This is a genomic window from Staphylococcus nepalensis (assembly GCF_002442935.1).
Classification (GTDB): Bacteria; Bacillota; Bacilli; order Staphylococcales; family Staphylococcaceae; genus Staphylococcus; species Staphylococcus nepalensis.
The window spans coordinates 190,144-210,241 of the sequence record NZ_CP017466.1; the positions used below are offsets into that span (position 1 = coordinate 190,144).

The window sequence follows — 20,098 nt, forward strand, 5'->3', positions numbered from 1 at the left end:
ATTTAACAAACTTATATGGCAATAATTTTTACCAATGAAAAATGCCATATTAAAATTGGAAAAATTTCATATAATTAATAAATTATTTTAATTCAAAATCTTTAAGCGTTGCGTCAGGGTTTAAAACTTTATCTGGATTGAACTCATTTAAAGATTGATTTGCATGTATTTTTTGAGGCAAAGTATGATTGGCTAAAGCAGCTTTACCAAGCGCAATTAAATCAGCTTCTTTATTTTTAAGCATGCTTATGGCCGTTTCAATATCCTCTAAATGCCCATTTGCAATAATGGGAACATCAGTATGACGTTTAGCGAGAGCAGCTAACGAAAGTGTATTATCATTGAAAGCAGGTTGCCAAGCTTTATACTCTGTTGTATGGATATAATCAATGCCGGAGTCAGCTAGATTTTCAAAAATAACTTGAGCATCCTTTTCGCCACCTTCCCATTTGTAGTCAAAATCATTTACCTTACTTTGAGAAATACGGATACCCACAATAAAATCCGATGAGACTTCTGACTTAATAGCTGTAATAACTTCTAATATCATTCTGATTCTATTTTCTAATGAACCGCCATAATCATCATTTCTTTGATTGGTATACGTAGTTAAAAATTGATCTAATAAATATCCATTTGCAGCGTGGATTTCAATACCATCAAATCCTGCACATTGAGCATTTTTAGCAGTTTTCACAAAACTTTGTACAACATCCTTTATACCATCAACAGATAAAGCTTCAGGCGTTGGATATTTACCTTCGCCATTATACATTGGGCTTTTTTCTCCTTTAGGCACAATTGAAGAAGGTCCGACAGACGTATAACCAAATGCGTTACCATGTACGAGCGCGCCAGCATGCATAAGTTGAGCAATCATTTTAGAGCCGTTTTTATGCGTTGCATCCACGATATTTTTCCAAGCATCGATTTGGGTTTGAGTTACAAGACCAGGTTGGTGTTGGTACCCAGGGCTATGTGTTTCATCTATAAAAAGACCTTCAGTAATTATTAAGCCAAAGCCACCTTCAGCAAAAGAACGATAATAATTCAACATCTCAGATGTAGGGATGCCTTTTAATGTGGCGCTAATACGTGTCATAGGTGCGAGAGTTATTCTGTTTTTAACATTTAAAGTATCTAATGGTTGAAAAAACATTCAGTTCTTGACCTCCTCTAATAAATTCAATAAATCCATTTTAACTTTAGTCATGAGTTTAGTAAAATTGAAATCATTGAATCATCTGTTCAATATTTTTGAAGGAGAGATACAAATGGAATTTCGTCAATTAATTACTTTTAAAAGTATTATAGAACATGGAGGTTTTAAAGAAGCGGCGGATCAGCTAGATTATGCTCAATCTACTATAACCACACATATAAAAAATTTAGAAGAAGAACTTGAACACGAATTATTTAATCGCTTAGGTAATCATGTCACGCTCACTCATTATGGTGAGAAATTATTACCTTATGTGAAGCAATTACTACAAATCTACTATCAAATTGAGGATTTAGATGATGCACCAAAAGGCCGACTAACTATAGGTATATCTGAATCTTTAATGATATGTAGAATACCAGAAATTTTAGAAATGTATAAAAAAATTATCCTAAAGTCCAAATTTCTTTGAAATCTGTAGCACCTAATGATATTAAAGCACACCTTCAAAAAGGTGTTATAGATTTAGCGCTTATATTAGAAAATGAAAATTGGCAAAATAAACTTTTTTATATTGAAAAATTAAATACTGAAAGAATGATTTTAGCTTATAGTAATAGCAAGCAAAATTTAAATACAGCGTTATACTCAGACCAATTTTGCAGTTATCAGCCAATGCTGAAAGAATACTTTAAAATTAATTCTTGGGACGTACAAGATAGCTTTGAATTTCAAAGCATTGAAGCGATTAAACAATGTGTAGAACACGGATTAGGTATTTCAATTTTCCCCTATTTTTCAATAAAAAAAGAGTTGGAGCGTAAACAATTTACTGGAGAAGCAGTAGATGTAAATAACAAAGGCATTGCGACATTTTTGGTCTATCATCAATCTAAAACATTGTCATCATCAGAAATAGCAATGATTGAAACCATTAAAGCTTGTGCTCAAAGATGGTATTGAAAGTGTAAATATAAAACGATATCACTAAAACATTAATAGACACAAGAAAGGAATATAATTTATATAATTATTAAACGGGAATATTAACAAATAATGGTTTTTGGAAAGTGATTTTATTAATAAAACCAATCAAGATGATATTGCCCTTTGAATAAAATGATATAACCGATATAATGGGGGAGAATAACTAGGGAAAAGGTGAATTTAATGAAACAGATAAGCAATCATCATTTAAATAATAAAGCCAGATTAAATCATCAATTTAAATTATCCAGTATCGCACTTATTATGAGTACTACTTTAATTGGATATGGTTTGACCCCAGTATCATCAGCAGAGGCAAAAGATAAGACTGATTTGAACATTGAAACACATTTGGATAACGCACAATCATTAGAAAAACACATTCAAGCAGGTAAAGAAAAAATTGAAAAATTAAAGCATATTAAAGGCAGTCAAAAGCAAGCTGCTATTCAAGACATGACGGATGCTAAAAGTATAGAAGAAGTTAAAGAAATATTGAAAAAAGTCAAAAATGATAACAATGAAACCATCAAAGAACATAAAGAAAATAAAGCATCTGCTAAAGACGAAGGACAAGATGATGCTACTATAGAAGAGGAAAATAAACATACGTCATCTGAAGGCAAGGAAAATGTCGAGTATGCGCTAGATGACCGAAAACAACCAATTGCTAATAAAGAAAATTTTACTCATAGTGAACCAACAGACAATAAAGCCCTAATAAACCAAGATAATAGTCAAGCGCAAACGTCTGATGTGCGTACACCTAGCAAAGATACAAAACAAAACATAGACCAATTGGTTGATGATGTGGTTACCTTGTCTAATAAAGTTGACGGGGGCAAACTAAACGATCGCCCTAAAGTATCACAGGAGGCCAAAGATAGTGAAGAGGAAGGCAATCCAACTACAATCTCAGAAAAGGATAACAACACTGTTGAAGGGAACGACCCAAACAGTGGTGTATTAAAAAATACGTCTTATGCTGAGCATAACCCAACGCCACAATTAGAGGCAATTAAAAAAGATATTGATAAAGTGATGACAAGCCATTCCCAAGCAAAAGATCATTTAGATGATTATGTCGAAAATAAAGCTGCGAATCTACAAACATTAGAATCTAAGCTTTCTGAGCGAGATTCAATATCGGCTGAAAATAAAGAGAAATTGAAGGCAGAAATAAAGCAAACAGAGCAAAGTTTAAAAGAACAAGATGATATTGTATTGAATCATTTAAAATCTGTAGATAATAAAGAACAAGCTGTTAAGAATATTGTTAACGATACATTTGACGAAAAACGTGCCCAATCTATATTGGAACGCATAGATACAGATGGTAAAACAGACCAACAAATTGCAAGTCAAGTGATTAGCCAGTTAGATGACTTATCTACGACTACGAGTGATGATATTTTACAATCTATGTTTAATGAAACAACTGATAAAGAAGCGTTAATTAAAACCATATTATCAACACAATTAGACCATACGGATGCATCCGAAATCGCTGAAAAAATTATGCATGACAATCCCACTAATGATCAAATTGTAGCATTAATGAAACATTATTTCGGCGACAATGTTACAAGTGATGATATTTTAGAACAGATATTAGACCAATCTCAAAATAAACGTAAAGCTTTAGAAACGATGTTGGCTACTCAATTAAATGATGCGAAAGCTAAAGCGCTTGCTGATGTTATTGCTAAAAAAGAAGACGCTAAGCATAACTTAGTTGACTTAATGAAATCTGGCGTTGATCAGCAGTTGAATGATTTATTAAAGGTAGATAAAGATATAAGTCAATTTAAAGAGAATATACATGGTATATTCGAACCATTAAAACATACACCAAATCTTTCGAATACATTGAGTGGCAGTTTGTTAGACAAAGATATAGAAACACCGACATTAGGTAACGATGTACAACGCTTTGAAACGCCAAGTTTATTAAGCGGTTTACTCAGTGGCCACAATATATTAGATGGCGTCCGAGATATACCTAACCCTTCACCTGGCCGCGCTTTGTCTCTGGGTGGATCAGAAGGTTTTTTAAGTGGTTTGTTCGATGATGAGGGTAATTTCTCTTTACCTGATGCAGGCACCGTAGCTAAAAAATCAACCATCCTATTTGGCGTTGTATTGCTAGCTGTAGGTGGCGGACTCATATGGTTTGCTAAGCGTAAAAAATCAAAAGAATCGTAAATTATAAATATATGGAACGTGGGCCAGACCGTTCACTATAATATAAGTGAAATGCGCCATTCAAAGTGAACACTTGTAAGTGAAACTTTTGAATGGCGCATATTTATTTTGGCGGAAAAAGCCATTTTAAATTAATTGTTTTTACCTGTAATATAACTTAATTCCTTTGCATCATCTGCATCGATAGTTCTATAAGAAACGACACCGAGCCCTTTAACGTTGGACTCTGAAATAATGATAGAACCATCATCATTAACTTTTTCTACAAAGGCTACATGACCGTACATCGCATCTGCACCCTGTTGGCCTGCCTCAAATACAACGGCGGTGTGTGCTTTTGGCGTTGAAGCCACCGTATAACCTTTTCTCTCGGCGCGATTATTCCAATTTCTTGCATCACCTAAGTCTCCACTCACAAATTGGTCGAACTGTGCCATACGATTGTAAACATACCACGTGCACTGACCGTGGGGGTAAGGCGTATCATTTGTAGTTTCTGAAAATGGTTTGAAATCTGAATCATCATTGTCGTTATTCACTTTATAATCATCTAAATTCGGCATTTGTTTATGATCTAACTGTGTTAAGTCATAGTGTTTGATAATACTGTTCAATTTGTCTGCGTATTGTGAATCAGTCGCGTATGTGGTAGCTAAATGGGCAGTCGCTGAACGGTAGCTATGTGCTTCACTTTTCCACGTCGGTTTGTAAATATTTTGATTACCATCGATGCCTTGTTTAATTAATGTAGCATAATCTTCTAATGATTCTTTTTCACTTGGATAACTACGGAAGTTTGCTGAGATTTGGAATGTATTGTTTCCATTATCTTCAAGTGTGTTGAACTTAGCTGACTTACCTTCGTAAGTACCTTTGATACCAAACAAATTAAAATGAGGTGAACGCGCAAGCATACTCATGCCTGAATCTGACTCTAATATGGCTTGAGCTATCATCACAGACGCGTAAATGTCTTCATTTTGCCCGATGTCATGTGCATCTTGTGCGATGTTTTTAATGAAATCACGTGTGTTTTTATTTTCAGTTATGGTTATGTTGTTTGCAGCATTATCATCGTCTGATAAATTTGGCCATTGTTGGAAAACGGCAGTAGATCGTATATCAGATTGATTGATGTCGTGCTCAAATGATTGAGTTGGTTTTTCCTTTTTTGCTAATTGTGATTTAGAAGGTAACTGTGGATTGGCCTGGTTGTTTGATGTTTGTTTGTCAGAGCTACTTTTCTTATCGTCAGCATCATCATTCGACGCACTTTCTTTTTGAGCGTCATACTGTTTTTGATTATTTTTAGCATCCTCACTGTATTCATCTAAGATTGCTTCTAATACTTTATCGTCAGATGATGAATCTGATTGGTCCCCCGTTTTGACGTTATTATCGCGCTTAGGTGTTTCATTCTGCTGGTCATTTAGATTATCATCGTCACGATTTGCATTCTCATGAGATTGTTTTTGTTGTGAATCTAATTCAGTATCGTCGTGTTGTTGGTTTTTAGCATCTGTCAGTTTGTTTGAGTCACTACCATCATCCATATCATTGTTTTCTGATTGATGCGTTGTATCTTCGATATCGTTGTTGTTAGTATTATCTTGTTCTTGTGATGTATCCTCATTATTTTCTTCTGGATCATCTGCATTTCCATCGTCATCACCGTTAGCATCTATCGTATTTGTATCTTCTGGATCTGTTTGATCAATCGACGTAGGATACGTTGTTTGGTTATTGCTGTCTTCATTTTGCGCATCGTTTTGTTCTATAGGGGAACTTGATCGCATTGTATCATTATTAGAAAATAATTGATCTAATAATTCAGATAAACTGTGATTATCACGCTTCAAAGGCGCTGGTTTAAACATATCTAATAGATTTGAACGGTAATCAGATGCGGATACGTCCCATGTATTTTCAGTTGAATTGGGCGTAACTTTGTCAGAAGATGTATGTCTATCGTTTTTATGACTGGCATTACGTGTACCGTCGTTAGGTGTTTCATTATTTGTACGATTTTGTTTCTGTTCACTATTTTGTTTATCATCATTAGATTTATCTTTCGCATTGTCATCATCATTAGACGTATCTTTTGCGTCATCAGATGTCTCTTTTTCAGTATGACTGTTTTGAGATGAATGCGATTGATCAGATTCAGATGGTTTAGATTGTTCCTTATCCTGCTCTTTACCCTTATGCGCATCATTTGATTGGGAAGCCGTCGTGCTTTTTTCTGACGTTTCGGCATTAACATCGTTGATAGGGAATGATGGAATAAGTAAAGAAGTTGAAAGCAAGCAGACTAATAATTTTTGTTGCTTCATGAAAATACCTCTTTTCTAAAATATATTATTTACTATGTACAAACTAGCGTTTGTCTTGGTACACTAGAAACAGTCTCGCATTTAGTTGACGCCTTTCAACCATAAATTGAATAAATTGTATTAATGCATTCAGTATATCAATTTATATGTAATAAACAAATAGTAATTTGAATTAATATAAGAATAGATAAATAGATACAGTTTCAGAGGTGTATAAATGAAAAACGCAATAAAATTATTTTTTATGGATTTAAAAAAGATTGCTAAGACGCCTGGTGTTTTAGTCATTTTAGGCGGTTTAGCATTGCTTCCTTCATTTTATGCTTGGTTTAACTTGGAAGCGACATGGGATCCATATGGTAATACTAAAAATATTAAAGTTGCCGTTGTGAATGAGGATAAGGGAGATACAGTAAAAGATAAAAAGGTGAATGTGGGTAATCAAATTACCGATACCTTAAAGAAAGACGATAACTTTGATTGGCAATTTGTAAGCCGGAAAAAAGCTGATCATGATTTGAAGATGGGAGAGTACTATGCTGCCATTTACATACCAGATAAGTTTACACACCAAATTACTGGCACACTTCGAAAAGACCCGCAACAAGCCGATGTAGAATATAAAGTAAACCAAAAACTTAATGCCATTGCACCGAAAATGACCGATGCTGGTACGAGTGCTATTGTCCAAAAAGCAAATGAACAGTTTAATGAAACGGTGACACAAGCGCTATTAGATGAAGCAAACCGACTAGGTGTGAAACTTGAGGAAGAAATTCCAACAATCAATAAAATTGAAGACGCAGTCTCTAAAGCTAATGAGGCTATGCCAAAAATTAACGATTTTGCAGATACGCTTATATACTTAGATGAAAACCAAGATCAAATTGACGATTACGCTGATCGATTTAGAGAACTAGGTGACTATAAAGGCGAAGTTATAGATGCGGCAGATAAGTTAAATCAAGTTAATGCTGCAATACCTGCATTAAATGAGCGCGCCAAATTGATATTAGCATTAAATGATTACATGCCAAATATTGAAAATGCGCTTAATGTTGCCTCTAACGATGTGCCAGAAGCCTTTCCAAAAATAAATCGTGGCGTTGACATTGCAAGTGCTGGAGTAGATGCAGGCTTACAAGGGCTGAATGATGCACAAGGTTATTTACCTGCGATTCAGCAACGTGTTGAAAGCTATCAAGAAGTCGTTGATAATGCGCAAGATGCAAATCAAAATGTTAATAATCGATTACAAAACAATATGCAAACTGAGCAACAAAGTACTACGGTATCAGATCGTTATTCAAATATTAAAACTTCGCAAATAAGTAACAATCAAAGCGACAATAATGAAAACGATCAGAATGAAACAACGGTAAGTAGTAAAGATGTCAGTGCAATGACATCTTCCTTATCAGAATCGCTATTATCGCTATCTAATTACACCGATAAACAAGCTGAAAGTAGCCAAGAAGACATAGAAGCATTGAAAAATGTTACGTATGGCATTTTATCTACAGATAAACCTAAAGATTTCCAAAAAACGTTAGATCATATTAAATCTAGGCTCGAAGTCACAAGCAAATCTAATCAGCAATTTATAGATATATTATCAGAGCTAGAAGAGAGAGAAAACGTGGATTTATCAGATGAAATTCAAACATTAGAATCAGCAAATAACAGGATTAACAATTTAATTAAAAACCAAAATCAACTCAGTGACGCACTTTCAAATGGAAGTTCAGGTAAAGCAGAAGCAGTAGAACTACTTAAAGATCTACCACGTGTAAATAGTAGCCTAGATGATTTAAGGCACTATATTAAAACCGAATTAAACCAAAGATTGCTCAACATATCTAACGATATAATGTCCGTATTAAACGAGGGTGATACGAGACTATCAACAGTTCAATCGAAATTAAATACGATAGATCAAGTGATAAATTCTGGAGAAAGTATTTTAACTGCTGGCAAAGATAGAATAGAAACGATTCAAAGTGCACTGCCAGTTATTGAACAAAGTTATATGGATGCAATGGAAATTGCACAAAATGCTTACCCGCAATTTGAACAAAGTGTTGCGAACGCCGCGTCATTTATCGAAAATGATTTGCCAGGTTTAGAACAGCAGTTGTCTGATACAACAGCGACGGTAAATAATACAATACCTACACTATTTAATCGTTATGATCAATTAGTAGATATTTTAGATGCGAATCAACCACGGGCTAAAGAAGGCTTACACAATTTAGCAGATTTCGCACGTAATCAATTACCAGACGTTGAAAAAGATCTTGCTAAGGCGAATGATCTATTTGATGAGATCGAAGATGATGATGCAGTAGATAAAATGGTAGATTTATTGAAAAACGATTTAAAAAAACAAGCGAACGTGATTGCTAATCCAATCGATATAGACCAAAAAGATATATTCCCTGTGAAAGACTATGGTTCAGCGAGTACGCCATTCTACACAGCGTTAGCCATATGGGTAGGTGCGTTACTAATGGTGAGCTTATTAACGACAGATAATAAACACCAATCATTAGCGCCATATCTATCGACAAGAGCAATATATTTAGGTAAAAGTGGATTGTTCTATCTGTTGGGTATCATTCAAGCACTTATCGTATCTATTGGAGATATAGTGATACTGAAAGCGCAAGTGGAATCAATTGGTTGGTTTATTGGCATCTCAGTATTCTCTTCCATCGTATTTGTTTCAATTGTTTATACTTTAGTATCATTGTTAGGCAACCCAGGGAAAGCAATTGCAATCATCTTCCTTGTTCTACAGATTGCAGGTGGTGGAGGAACGTTCCCTATTCAAGTTACACCAGAGTTCTTCCAAGCGATCCATCCTTATTTGCCTTTCTCTTACGCAATAGACGCATTAAGAGAAGCGGTTGGTGGACCTGTCCCTAAAATTTTAACTGAAAAATTAACCGTACTCTCATTATTTGGTATAGGATTTTTATTAATTGGCGTCATCTTTAAGCCGATTACAGATCCATTGATGAGAAAAGCAACTGAAAAAGCAGAAAAAAGTGATGTAATGGAATAGTACCGTAACGATATAATATATACGATTACCAAGCCCATTCATTGATATTTAATATGAGCGCGAGCCAGAAATCTTTGTAGCGACATAGATTTCTGACTCGCTTTTTGTGTTTGATAGGTCGTTTAATCATTGAAAAGAACTTAAACGATGGTTAAATGAAATTATTTTATAAATGATTCAATGCGTTTCTCCATAAAATAATATGTATGCCAATTAACTAAATATGTAACTGATTTATAAATTAAACGCTGCTATCTATAGTGATTAAAGTGTTTAATTTAAGAATTATTGGCAAAATTAAGACTAATATGTTTTTTAAAAATATATTTAAAATAACTTATTTTGATTTATACAGAACAGCTTATTTCTTAAACTGTATTTTATATTTCGCCGATATAGTTAACTTAAATAATGTTTTGGATTAATTGATATGACGACGACGTTAAATAAATTAAATCAATTTAATAAGGGGAACATAAAGCTAAGCAATATATTATAAACACTTTGAACCTTTTGAATGTTAAATGGCGCTAACAAAGAGAAAACAGATAAATGACAAAGGAGCGGTTAAATATGCAAAACGTAATGTACTATGGAAAAGATTATAAAAGTCTGCCTGTTTCATCTATTAAAAGTAAAAAAGGCGTAGAAATTGCCTCAGATTTATACCAATATACAACGCAAATAGTTAATATCGTATTTTATGGCGAACCTTCTTCTCAGTCATTTGTGTTAATAGATACGGGTATGCCTGGAAAGTCTAAAGAAATTATCCGCGAAGCAGAAGCACGTTTTGGAAGTCATGCAAAACCAAAAGCAATCATTTTAACACATGGTCATTTTGATCATGTTGGATCAATTATTGAACTCATTAAATATTGGGATGTGTCAGTTTATGCACACCCAGAAGAATTGCCTTATTTAACAGGAGCGAAAGATTACCCGGCACCAGATGCTACAGTAAATGGTGGATTAATTTCAAAAATGTCAAAAATTTTTCCGAATAAAGCAATTAATTTAGATGGATATATTAAAGCGTTACCAGAAGATTTTAGTGTCCCTTATATGCCAGATTTTAAATGGGTGCATACACCTGGGCACACGCCAGGGCATATATCATTATACAGAGCGGAGGATAGTTTGTTGGTTGCAGGAGATGCAATAACGACAGTTAAACAAGATAATTTAAAGGATGTTTTAACACAAAAACAAGCTATTTATGGACCCCCTAGATATTTTACGACCAATTGGGCACAAGTCAAAGACTCAATTCGTAAATTATTAGCATTGAAGCCCGAGATAATAACTACTGGACATGGGCGTCCTTTAAAAAATCATGAAGCACAGAGAAAGCTAGATGAATTAAATAATCATTTAGATGAAATTATTTTGCCAAAGCATGGTAAATACGTGAATCAAAATGATTAGTATTTAACCAATTTTATGTAGTATATCTTTATGTATAATTTATTGAGGCTGAACCATAACTTTTTATAATTTTTAAAAATATGTAACGCTTCACGTAAATATAGTAGTGGTTATGTAAAGATAGCTAAAATACTTGTAAAGAACCCTAGATGTTTAATAACAATCAAAGGTGGTATACAATTTAGTAGATTTAATTGTAAGGAAATACTCCAATGTTTCTTTATAATAAATATATACAGTTCGAATTTAAAAGATTAAAAATATATAATAATTAATCGACACTCCATATGCGCATAATAGTTAATATAAAAAAACTAGCAAAAAACGCACATTTTGATAATAAAGCTCCACGTGATAATTCAAACTCTTATTTTTAAGAAATAGAACTATTCAAGTAAACAAACTTTTCTAATAAAACATTAACTTTTATCAACGATTTATAAATTCCCAATAGCAAACCAATTAAAAATCCACTGGAATATATAAAGGCTCCACATTATAGAAATCTAAGATGTCTATAATTTGTAGCTTAAAGTGATTAATTAAAAGATAAGCCATAAAAACTGTCCCTCGACGCGAATTTAAAATTTCAATAATTTAACAAAATATAATTTCTAACTATAGAAAAGGACTATCAATTATAAGACTTAGTCCTAGGTAATATGTAAAATAAAAGCCATTAATTAAAAAATAATATGATTCATATGAGGGATCTGTAAAAAGATTACTTTAAGCGAAAAAAGGAGTCTGTGTCATTATGTATGAAAATATACTATTAGCGTACGATTGCGAAGAAAAATTTGAAACGGCCGTAAAAGAACTAAATAACCTTATTAGTAATAAGCGTAACGACACTAAAGAAGAGAATACTTTAATAACTGTGCTCGTTATCATCCCTCAGCAATTGCTTGAAAAATCTGTCGCTTATCAAAATAAACATTTTAAAAAAATCGTTATGGAAGAAAAAAGGAAATTCAAACCTTTTCTTGAAGATTTAGAAATTTGTGGGTTCCGTTACGAAACAAAATATATTTGTGGCAACGTTAAGAAAGAAGTACTCAACGAATTAAAGAGAAAAGATTATGATTTAATAGTTTTAAGTAACCGAAATACTAAATTTAAAACAAAAGATGCATTAGGAAATGCATCGTATAAAATATCCAAAAATACAGAAGTCCCTACACTTATTATTAGATAAAATACCAATAATACGGACTTCAAAACGATTTTAAAATCAAAAGTGAGAAATTTAATATAGAGAAATTTATATCAGATTACTCCCAGGGTCTCACCGTCTATTTTATAATTTTTGGAGGTATTTTAGAAGAAAGTCTATATGATAACAGGGTTAAATTCTGTTACGTCTTATTATATATTTATTTGAATTAATTATTTCTAACACATGTACAGTAAGAAAGTTGTTTGGAGACACTGATGTTTTGATTTCTAACGGTGACACAACCCATAAATATTTGAAACATTACTGCTTAGAAATGGACTAAATATTATTAATCAGACCGATGTCTATTGCCCCATAACAAAATTTTTAGACCATATAACAATAATTTGTATAAAAATGGTATTGAAAAATGTTAAGCTTTTTTCAGTTAATGATTAGCACATTAACTAAGGCATTTTAAAAAAAGAGTGTTGATTAATTGCTAGCTAAGGTAGCTCATAAAAGATATAACTAATAATAATTAATTCCTCTTGTACCACATATATTATTTCCTCTAAATATTAAAGTCTTAAATTAGAAAATGATATATTTATTTCCAACTTTGATTTAACGTTTAAAAGATTACAATGATATATTTAGGGGTTGATACCGTGAAAATAGAAAAATGTATTGAAGATTTTATAACCAGTATCATTCAACGAGATGTACAACGATTTTGTAATTTACTGTGTGCTAAAGATTTAGAAACGCTTCGAAAAAAATTATATACAAATGACACTTACCAAAGCATTAATAAATATATAAAAAATAGTTATTTAGCAAAAATCTTCCATTTTATTACACCTAATTATTCTTATGAATATTTTAAGCATAAAAATAAGTATATGGTTAAATATTATTTTTCTGATAGCAAGGCTTACTTTAAAACAGAATTCAATTTTGTTCAAGAAGAAAATAATACGCTAATAAGTATCGATTTGGCTAAAATTCAAGTGAAAAGTTTCAACATAAGAGATTGAGCTACTATAAATTAACTTATTCACAGAATCAATGCTTTAACCAATATGAAATTTTATTCATCACTACTATCAAATCTCGACTATTATAAATTTATGATTGTTTTATTAATTTAAAATACTGAATATTCGTTTGGTATATAAAACACTTATATATCAAATTAGGGCTATATACAAAGTTTGATATATTGTATATAGCCTTTTGATTGTTATTAGTTTTTTAAGATTTCGTGTGATGAATTAAGCCTATTTTCATAAACTATATATTTACCTCTTTCGCAAAACCATCTTTTTAAAATATATGTATAGTAGTTTAGCTTTATAATCGTATTTTTATTTCTTATTATTTAATAATCGCTTCTGATTTTTGGTTATATAAAATAATTTTATGTTCATATAAATATATAACTTTAATGTGAAATTTACATATTAAATACGTACTTAATATAGGGTTAAAAGAGTATTGCTAAAATGATGAGACAAGACCATAAAGAAATAGTTAGAGGAGGATATCATATGAAAAAGCATCAATCGATTGCATTTCGTGCTGCAACGAGTTTTGTCTTATTATTTAGTCTTATTATTACCCCACAAACAGCACAGGCTAGTGGCGCTGGAAAACCGGCAGACAATACTACAACAACACAACAAGAAAATGATAATAAAATCAAACTATTAGATAAAAAGCCTGAAGTTGCAGATATAAAGAAACAGAATAAACCCAATCGTGTTATTACAAATATAAATGGGAACCCTCAGACAGAAATGGGATTTAGTTGGTATACCTCAGATAAATTTGAAGATTCAAAAGTATGGGTATCAGAGTCAAAAAACTTTAAAAACGCAAAAACATTTGATGTGAAACCTAAAAAAGTGAAATCAAAATATCTTGAAAGAGATAAACATGGTCATATTATTTTTAAAGACATTGCTAAAAATGATGAAGGTGAACCTATCAAAGACAGAAATGGTGAGGAAAAAGTAAACGGTTATTATACAGATAAACATGCTGGTGGACCGGAATGGATGAGTGGTGATAAGCATGGTAAAACAAATTTAATAAGCGAAGCAGAATATACATACAAAGCGCAGGCAAAAGATTTAAAACCGAATACGAAATACTATTATAAAGTAGGTAGTGAAAAAGGGGGAAAGAGCCAGATAGGACAATTTAAAACGGCTGGTAAAAAAGGTGACCCATTTAATTTCGTACAATATACAGATACACAAAACGCATTTTGGAATGAGCATGTAAGAAACGAAGCAACATTTGGCGCTGATACATTAATGAATGCAATTCAAACTGCCGGAGATCCAAGCTTTGCTTTACACACAGGTGATTTTGTAGAAACAGCAGAAGTTGAGGATGAATGGAAAGATTTATATGAGCAGTCCAGACCTTCATTCATGTCATTGCCAGTCGTTGCTGCAGCAGGGAATCATGATGAATATGCGCTGAACGAAGAGGATGAGAAATTATTAACTAAGTTCAACGAACACGTGAACGTGCCGAAAGAGAATGATGAGGTTAATGGCGGCTCTTATTATTCATTTGATTATAATGGTGCTCACATGGTTGTTGCAAATACCAATGACAATAAAAAATCTAAAGACAATCCAGATGAAAAAGCCATTGGTAAAAAACAGATGGAATGGATTAAGAAAGATATCAAAAAAGCACGTGACAATGGGGCAAATTGGGTTGTGTTAAATTTACACAAACCAATGTATTCTAAATCTTATCACGCTTTATCAGACGAAGACGTGAAGAAAATTAGAAAAGAACTTACAAAAGAAATAGATGATTTAGATGTTGATTTAGTGTTACAAGGCCATGATCATGTATTATCTCGTACGCATCCACTTGAACATACTTCAACTAAAAACAGTTTCGTTAATGCTAAAAAAGAAGATACGAAGCAATTTGTTGGTGATGATAACGTAACTTATTATAATAATCCAAAAGGTTCAGTGTATGTGTTACCAAATACAGGCGGTACAAAAGAGTATGACAGTATTTATGATCGTTCATTAGAGCATATTAAAAAAGTGAGACCAGAATTGAGTTGGTTAACTGAAAAAGATTTAGAACACTATAACAGTCTATTTAAAGTAGGTAAACAACCTCAAGAAACAGATGCATTTAAAGATAGTCATTCAAATAACCGTGATTCTTCTTCGCAAAACTTCTCAGTTTATGAAGTAGAAGGTAATACATTAAAAGTTAAAATCTATCAATTAAATGGCGATATCAGCGACGGTGAACAGCGTAATATTGAATTAGTAGACGAATTTGGTATTCAAAAAAACAATAAATAATTAAATCAATGCCTAAGTTAGCTGATATTAGCCTAGCTTAGGTCGTTTGATTTCTTGGGAAATTGAGGTTTGATATATAGTGAAACAAATAGTAAAATGCATCACATTCATGACATTGTTCTGTCTCGTTTTAGCTAGTTGTAGTAATAGCAAACAAACAACGCAGCAATCGGAGGAGAAAGCCGCTCATACTGAAAAAACTCAATCTTCCAAAGAACTTATTACAGATAAAGATAAAAAAATGATTAAAAAAGAGCTCTTATCATGGCTTGATGAGCATGAAAAAGATAATCATAAAGCTGTCTCAAACCGTTATTTTGGTAATGGTAGTATGTCTGATAGAGATTGGTACGCTGGTAGCGAAGATGGTGAAATTCAAGTGAGTAATAGGGACAAACCTGGGGCGAAAGCATTCGATTTGCATACAGTAACAGGGGCGGTAACTTATACATCCCATAAAGGAACAACGGGTATAGATAAAGATGCAGAAACTTTATCTAATATTGAAGGTTATAATAAAGTGGCGGATACGAACAAACCTGTCACAAAATATTTATTTGCAGATAATGGCAAGGTATACGAATATGAGTTTACGCACTCAGAAGATGTTACATTGTCCTCTGGTTTTGCACCTAAAGATCATAATGGCAAAGATCCAAACTTAAGACCAAATGAAATGTTCCAAGTGAGTGACAATAAAGCACTTAACGACTTTTACCAAGCGCTCTTGAAGCAATACCAATCATAACAAAGGTCGATATAGCGAGGAATCCATTTAATTTGTAAAATTCCCCCCGTGTAAAAGAGAGACATAAAATGGGTTAATTACTAGGTTGCTACATTTCAAATTAGCCAAAGCAACTTGGTTCTATAAAGCTTGTAGTCTATCGTTAAAGGAGTGATAAGTATCAAGCATAGATATGACATTGAGATGTTATGGAAAAAGTACAAGTACGAAGTTATGTGGCATGATCAAAACAGCTATAACCGTATCAGAAAAATGATGAAAGATAAATATGAATACTATGAAGTGAGAGACATGATTCATAGTGCTTTATTGATTGAACCTAGTAAAGGGTCTGTCGTTAACGCATTTTCTCATGTATGGGGTTACTTTAAAAAGGTTTGTGAACCGTCAGAAAAGGAATTATTTAAAAAGCTAAAAGAACAGTATGTATTGGATCAAGTAGAGGCAACCACACTTATTTATTTTATTTATTGCATGGCGATGTTTTACGATGTGACTTATCTAAAAGATTCTAGTTTAATTAAGAACTTTAAAATAAAGATTGCCAACTAAATTTGAATATGTAATTAACATATCAATTTAGTGTGAGTTGATCGTGACAGGTGACAGCAACTCTTTTAAAAAATCATATAGAAAATTTTATGATGATAATAAAAAGAAATAGACGAATGTTTGTTATGCTACCTGCTATTTGTATGATGTTGAAGAAAACGCATTGTTACCTTCTTTAAAAACTTAGTATAAGGTCTTTTTATTCCGATAAGCTAATGTTCGGGCGCTTTGTTAAGCCCAGCCAGTGATTTAAGTTACTTCCAAAAAATAGAGTGAACCATGCACACTTTCATTGAATCCAAATTATCTTGGATTTTAAATGGAAGTGTTTTTTATAAAAAAGCGTCAAATTCAGTGAAAGTAATTGTTACCTTATTTGCGATATGCTTTGGGCCAAAATAAGTGAAGCAATATAGTATTTAAAAGCGTATAGAGAAAAAGTGTGTTATCTATGTTATTTAAGAATGAATTTTTGGAATTAGGGAAAAGTATAAAGTGGTATTTTACGCACTTTTTCATTGTTTATAATGAGCAAGTGATAACGCAATGCGCATCTAAAAATAGTGATTATAAAATAAGAAATAATGATATAAGGACGATTATAATAGGTGCAATGTAGGGGGCTTTATAATGACAAGGCAAAGAAAATGGGTGCTTTTATATGTTATTGCATTTTTAATTATGATTGCAATTAATTATTTAAGTGGTAGCAATATCGGAAATATCGCCGAAGACAAACAAGCAATGATTCAACCTGCTGGTTTTGCGTTTGCAATTTGGGGCTTAATTTATGTGCTTATTTTAGCATGGCTAATCAAGTTATTGATGATACGTTCGCATAATAAAAAAATCGTAAGTCGATTGAAGTATCTTCCTATCATTAACTTCCTGTTAAACAGTGCTTGGATTATTGTTTATACACAACAATGGTTCTTAGTATCAGTAATCGTTATCTTAGCGTTACTTTATAATATTGCTCGAATGTATGTGATATTATCTGACTATCGAGGGTATAACCGTTTGCCATTTTCAATTTACTTTGGTTGGACGACGGTTGCCACAATTGTTAATATTTTTTCTTTAGCGCTAAATAATCATATTCAAACAATATTTGGTTTAGATGAGTTAAGTTGGACAATGATTGCGTTGATATTAGCAACGATCATTGGTATCTTTATAGCAATATCTTTTAAAGATTGGCTATACCCGCTGGTATTGATATGGCCTTTTTATGGTATCTATATAGAAAATAACAACTATTATTTAAGTTTAGATGTTACATTAATTACTGCAAGTTTATTATTATTTATAACTGCTATTATTGTCGTGGTAAGAATGAAAAAGTCATAGAAGACAATGAGTGAGGACGTTTTGAAGTCGTCGAATTGTGCTTAATTTAATCTCAAACGATTAATTTTGTTGTAAAAGGGTAAAATAAACCCAATAAACACGATGTGTTTATGATGTATACTAAATTTATTTAATAATGAGCAAGTGAGCTTATTATGTAAAAGATGAGCTGAAGTAAAGTTTCCCTGCTCGTCTTTTTTAATCGGAGGCTAAATATATGAAAAAAATTCTGTTAACGGGCGCTTCGGGTTATATTGGTGGCCATTTAATGAAAAAATTGAAAGAAAATTATGAAATTATCGCTATTTCTAGACATATAGAGCATAAAACGAACGAACAAAATGTAACTTGGAAGTCTGCCGACTTATTTGATTTAAATGAGATAACAGAAGTAATGAAAGACGTGGATATCGCTATATATTTAGTCCATTCTATGATGCCTTCAGCTAAATTAACGCAAGCAAGTTTTGAAGATATGGATGCGTTGTTAGCAGATAATTTTGCAAAAGCAGCTAGTGTTAATCAAGTTAAGCACATTGTGTTTATGAGTGGTTTAATTCCTGAGACAAATGAATTATCGCCACATTTAAGAAGTCGCCTAGAGTGTGAGCGTATTTTAGGGGCGTATGGCGTACCAGTAAGTACTTTAAGAGCGGGTTTGATTATAGGCTCTAAAGGTAGTTCTTACCCAATATTAAAAAAATTAGTAGAACGTCTACCTGGGTTACTATTGCCGCAATGGGCGTATAACACAACATTACCAGTGGCTATTGAAGATGTGATTAATGGGCTTTATAAAATCGTAGCGCGTCATCCACAAGCCAATGAATCAATTGATATTGGTGGACCAAATCATATGACATATAAAGACTTATTCAAACAAACGGCTGAAGTATTAGATAAACGTTTACCTACTTTAGACTTACCTATTATTCCAATTTGGTTAAGTAAGTATTGGGTGAAATTAATTTCTGGGGTGCCGAAAGAAATGGTTTATCCGCTTATGGATAGTTTGATTCACGATATGGTAAGAAATGAAGAAAATACCGTCGAAGGTGTCTCTATTGGAAAAATCGATTATAAAACGAGTGTACGTAACGCTTTAGCGGAAGAAAACACTGTACAGAAGAAGCGTAAAAAATCAAGCAAGCGTGCGATTAAAGATGTTCGAGCAATTTCAAGAGTAACCTTGCCTAAAGATATGACTATGAGTCAAGTGACGGCATTGTATGCTGATTTCTTAAACAAAATCACATTAAATGTCGTTAATAGTGATTTTAATGAAAACGACTTCTCAATAACAATACCATGTTTGGGTAAAGATTTACTTTTACTAAGGAAAGATAGCGTAGCATCTAATGAGGATAGCATTTTGTATCGCATTGTCGGTGGAGATTTTGCGCTAGATTCAAATGGTGGCAACGCAAGATTAGAATTTAGAAGGTTGCCTTATAGCAATGAATGTATGATAGCGTTACAAGAATATGAGCCGACGCTGCCTTGGTGGGTTTATAAGTATACACAAGCTAAAGTGCATAAAAGTGTAATGAATCTTTTCAAATTCAAGTTAGAAACTAAAAAAAGTACTAGAAAAGGAAGTGTAAATATGAAAAAAATTATTTTACCAGTCGTTATTGTAGGTGTGATTGTATTAAAACTATACGGATTAAAAAAATATTTAGCTAAAAAAAATAATATGTCTAACGCCGAACTATAGCCGTTATATATAAAGATATTCACTTATAAAAAAA

General features: G+C 32.6%; 14 protein-coding genes. 12 read left to right on the forward strand and 2 right to left on the reverse strand.

The window, feature by feature from the left end; all coding sequences use genetic code 11:
* Window positions 1-82 precede the first annotated feature (82 nt).
* A complete protein-coding gene (locus tag BJG89_RS00885; protein ID WP_096808084.1) occupies window positions 83-1,159 on the reverse strand; it encodes an oxidoreductase in 1,077 nt (358 codons plus the stop codon).
* Window positions 1,160-1,274: 115 nt separating this feature from the next.
* On the opposite strand from BJG89_RS00885, the gene BJG89_RS14685 reads away from it, so the two are divergent.
* The 3 genes from BJG89_RS14685 to BJG89_RS00895 all read left to right on the forward strand — a co-directional run bounded on the left by BJG89_RS14685 (window position 1,275) and on the right by BJG89_RS00895 (window position 4,354).
* Window positions 1,275-1,634: a LysR family transcriptional regulator gene (locus BJG89_RS14685; RefSeq protein WP_232514199.1), complete on the forward strand. Its 360-nt coding sequence runs from the start codon at window positions 1,275-1,277 to the stop codon at window positions 1,632-1,634.
* Entirely contained in the window at window positions 1,631-2,125 is a 495-nt protein-coding gene (locus BJG89_RS14690; protein WP_232514200.1) for a LysR substrate-binding domain-containing protein, read from the forward strand. Before BJG89_RS14685 ends, BJG89_RS14690 begins: the two co-directional genes overlap by 4 nt.
* 207 nt (window positions 2,126-2,332) lie before the next feature.
* A complete protein-coding gene (locus tag BJG89_RS00895) occupies window positions 2,333-4,354 on the forward strand; it encodes a hypothetical protein (protein ID WP_096808085.1) in 2,022 nt (673 codons plus the stop codon).
* A 131-nt stretch (window positions 4,355-4,485) separates the two neighbouring features.
* On the opposite strand, the gene BJG89_RS00900 is transcribed toward BJG89_RS00895, so the two are convergent.
* A complete protein-coding gene (locus BJG89_RS00900) occupies window positions 4,486-6,687 on the reverse strand; it encodes an amidase domain-containing protein (protein WP_096808086.1) in 2,202 nt (733 codons plus the stop codon).
* A gap of 217 nt (window positions 6,688-6,904) precedes the next feature.
* Here BJG89_RS00900 and BJG89_RS00905 point away from each other — a divergent pair, with 217 nt between their 5' ends.
* The 9 genes from BJG89_RS00905 (at window position 6,905) to BJG89_RS00945 (ending at window position 20,064) form a co-directional block, all read left to right on the forward strand.
* Window positions 6,905-9,754 carry a YhgE/Pip domain-containing protein gene (locus BJG89_RS00905; RefSeq protein ID WP_096808087.1) on the forward strand — a complete coding sequence of 950 codons (2,850 nt, stop codon included), beginning with the start codon at window positions 6,905-6,907 and terminating at the stop codon, window positions 9,752-9,754.
* A 573-nt stretch (window positions 9,755-10,327) separates the two neighbouring features.
* Window positions 10,328-11,182: an MBL fold metallo-hydrolase gene (locus BJG89_RS00910; RefSeq protein WP_096808088.1), complete on the forward strand. Its 855-nt coding sequence runs from the start codon at window positions 10,328-10,330 to the stop codon at window positions 11,180-11,182.
* A 757-nt stretch (window positions 11,183-11,939) separates the two neighbouring features.
* Window positions 11,940-12,380 (forward strand): universal stress protein, encoded by a 441-nt coding sequence (locus BJG89_RS00915; RefSeq protein WP_096808089.1) that lies wholly within the window; start codon window positions 11,940-11,942, stop codon window positions 12,378-12,380.
* Window positions 12,381-13,012: 632 nt separating this feature from the next.
* Complete coding sequence (locus BJG89_RS00920) at window positions 13,013-13,381, forward strand: hypothetical protein (RefSeq protein WP_096808090.1); 369 nt, start codon at window positions 13,013-13,015, stop codon at window positions 13,379-13,381.
* Window positions 13,382-13,894: 513 nt separating this feature from the next.
* A complete protein-coding gene (locus BJG89_RS00925) occupies window positions 13,895-15,697 on the forward strand; it encodes a purple acid phosphatase family protein (protein WP_096808091.1) in 1,803 nt (600 codons plus the stop codon).
* A gap of 79 nt (window positions 15,698-15,776) precedes the next feature.
* Window positions 15,777-16,445, forward strand: a complete 669-nt coding sequence (locus BJG89_RS00930) for a hypothetical protein (RefSeq protein ID WP_096808092.1) — start codon at window positions 15,777-15,779, stop codon at window positions 16,443-16,445.
* A gap of 183 nt (window positions 16,446-16,628) precedes the next feature.
* Window positions 16,629-16,997, forward strand: a complete 369-nt coding sequence (locus tag BJG89_RS00935; protein WP_229719071.1) for a DUF1722 domain-containing protein — start codon at window positions 16,629-16,631, stop codon at window positions 16,995-16,997.
* A gap of 630 nt (window positions 16,998-17,627) precedes the next feature.
* Window positions 17,628-18,347, forward strand: a complete 720-nt coding sequence (locus BJG89_RS00940; RefSeq protein ID WP_096808093.1) for a TspO/MBR family protein — start codon at window positions 17,628-17,630, stop codon at window positions 18,345-18,347.
* A 217-nt stretch (window positions 18,348-18,564) separates the two neighbouring features.
* A complete protein-coding gene (locus BJG89_RS00945; RefSeq protein WP_096808094.1) occupies window positions 18,565-20,064 on the forward strand; it encodes an NAD(P)H-binding protein in 1,500 nt (499 codons plus the stop codon).
* The last annotated feature ends 34 nt before the right edge of the window (window positions 20,065-20,098 follow it).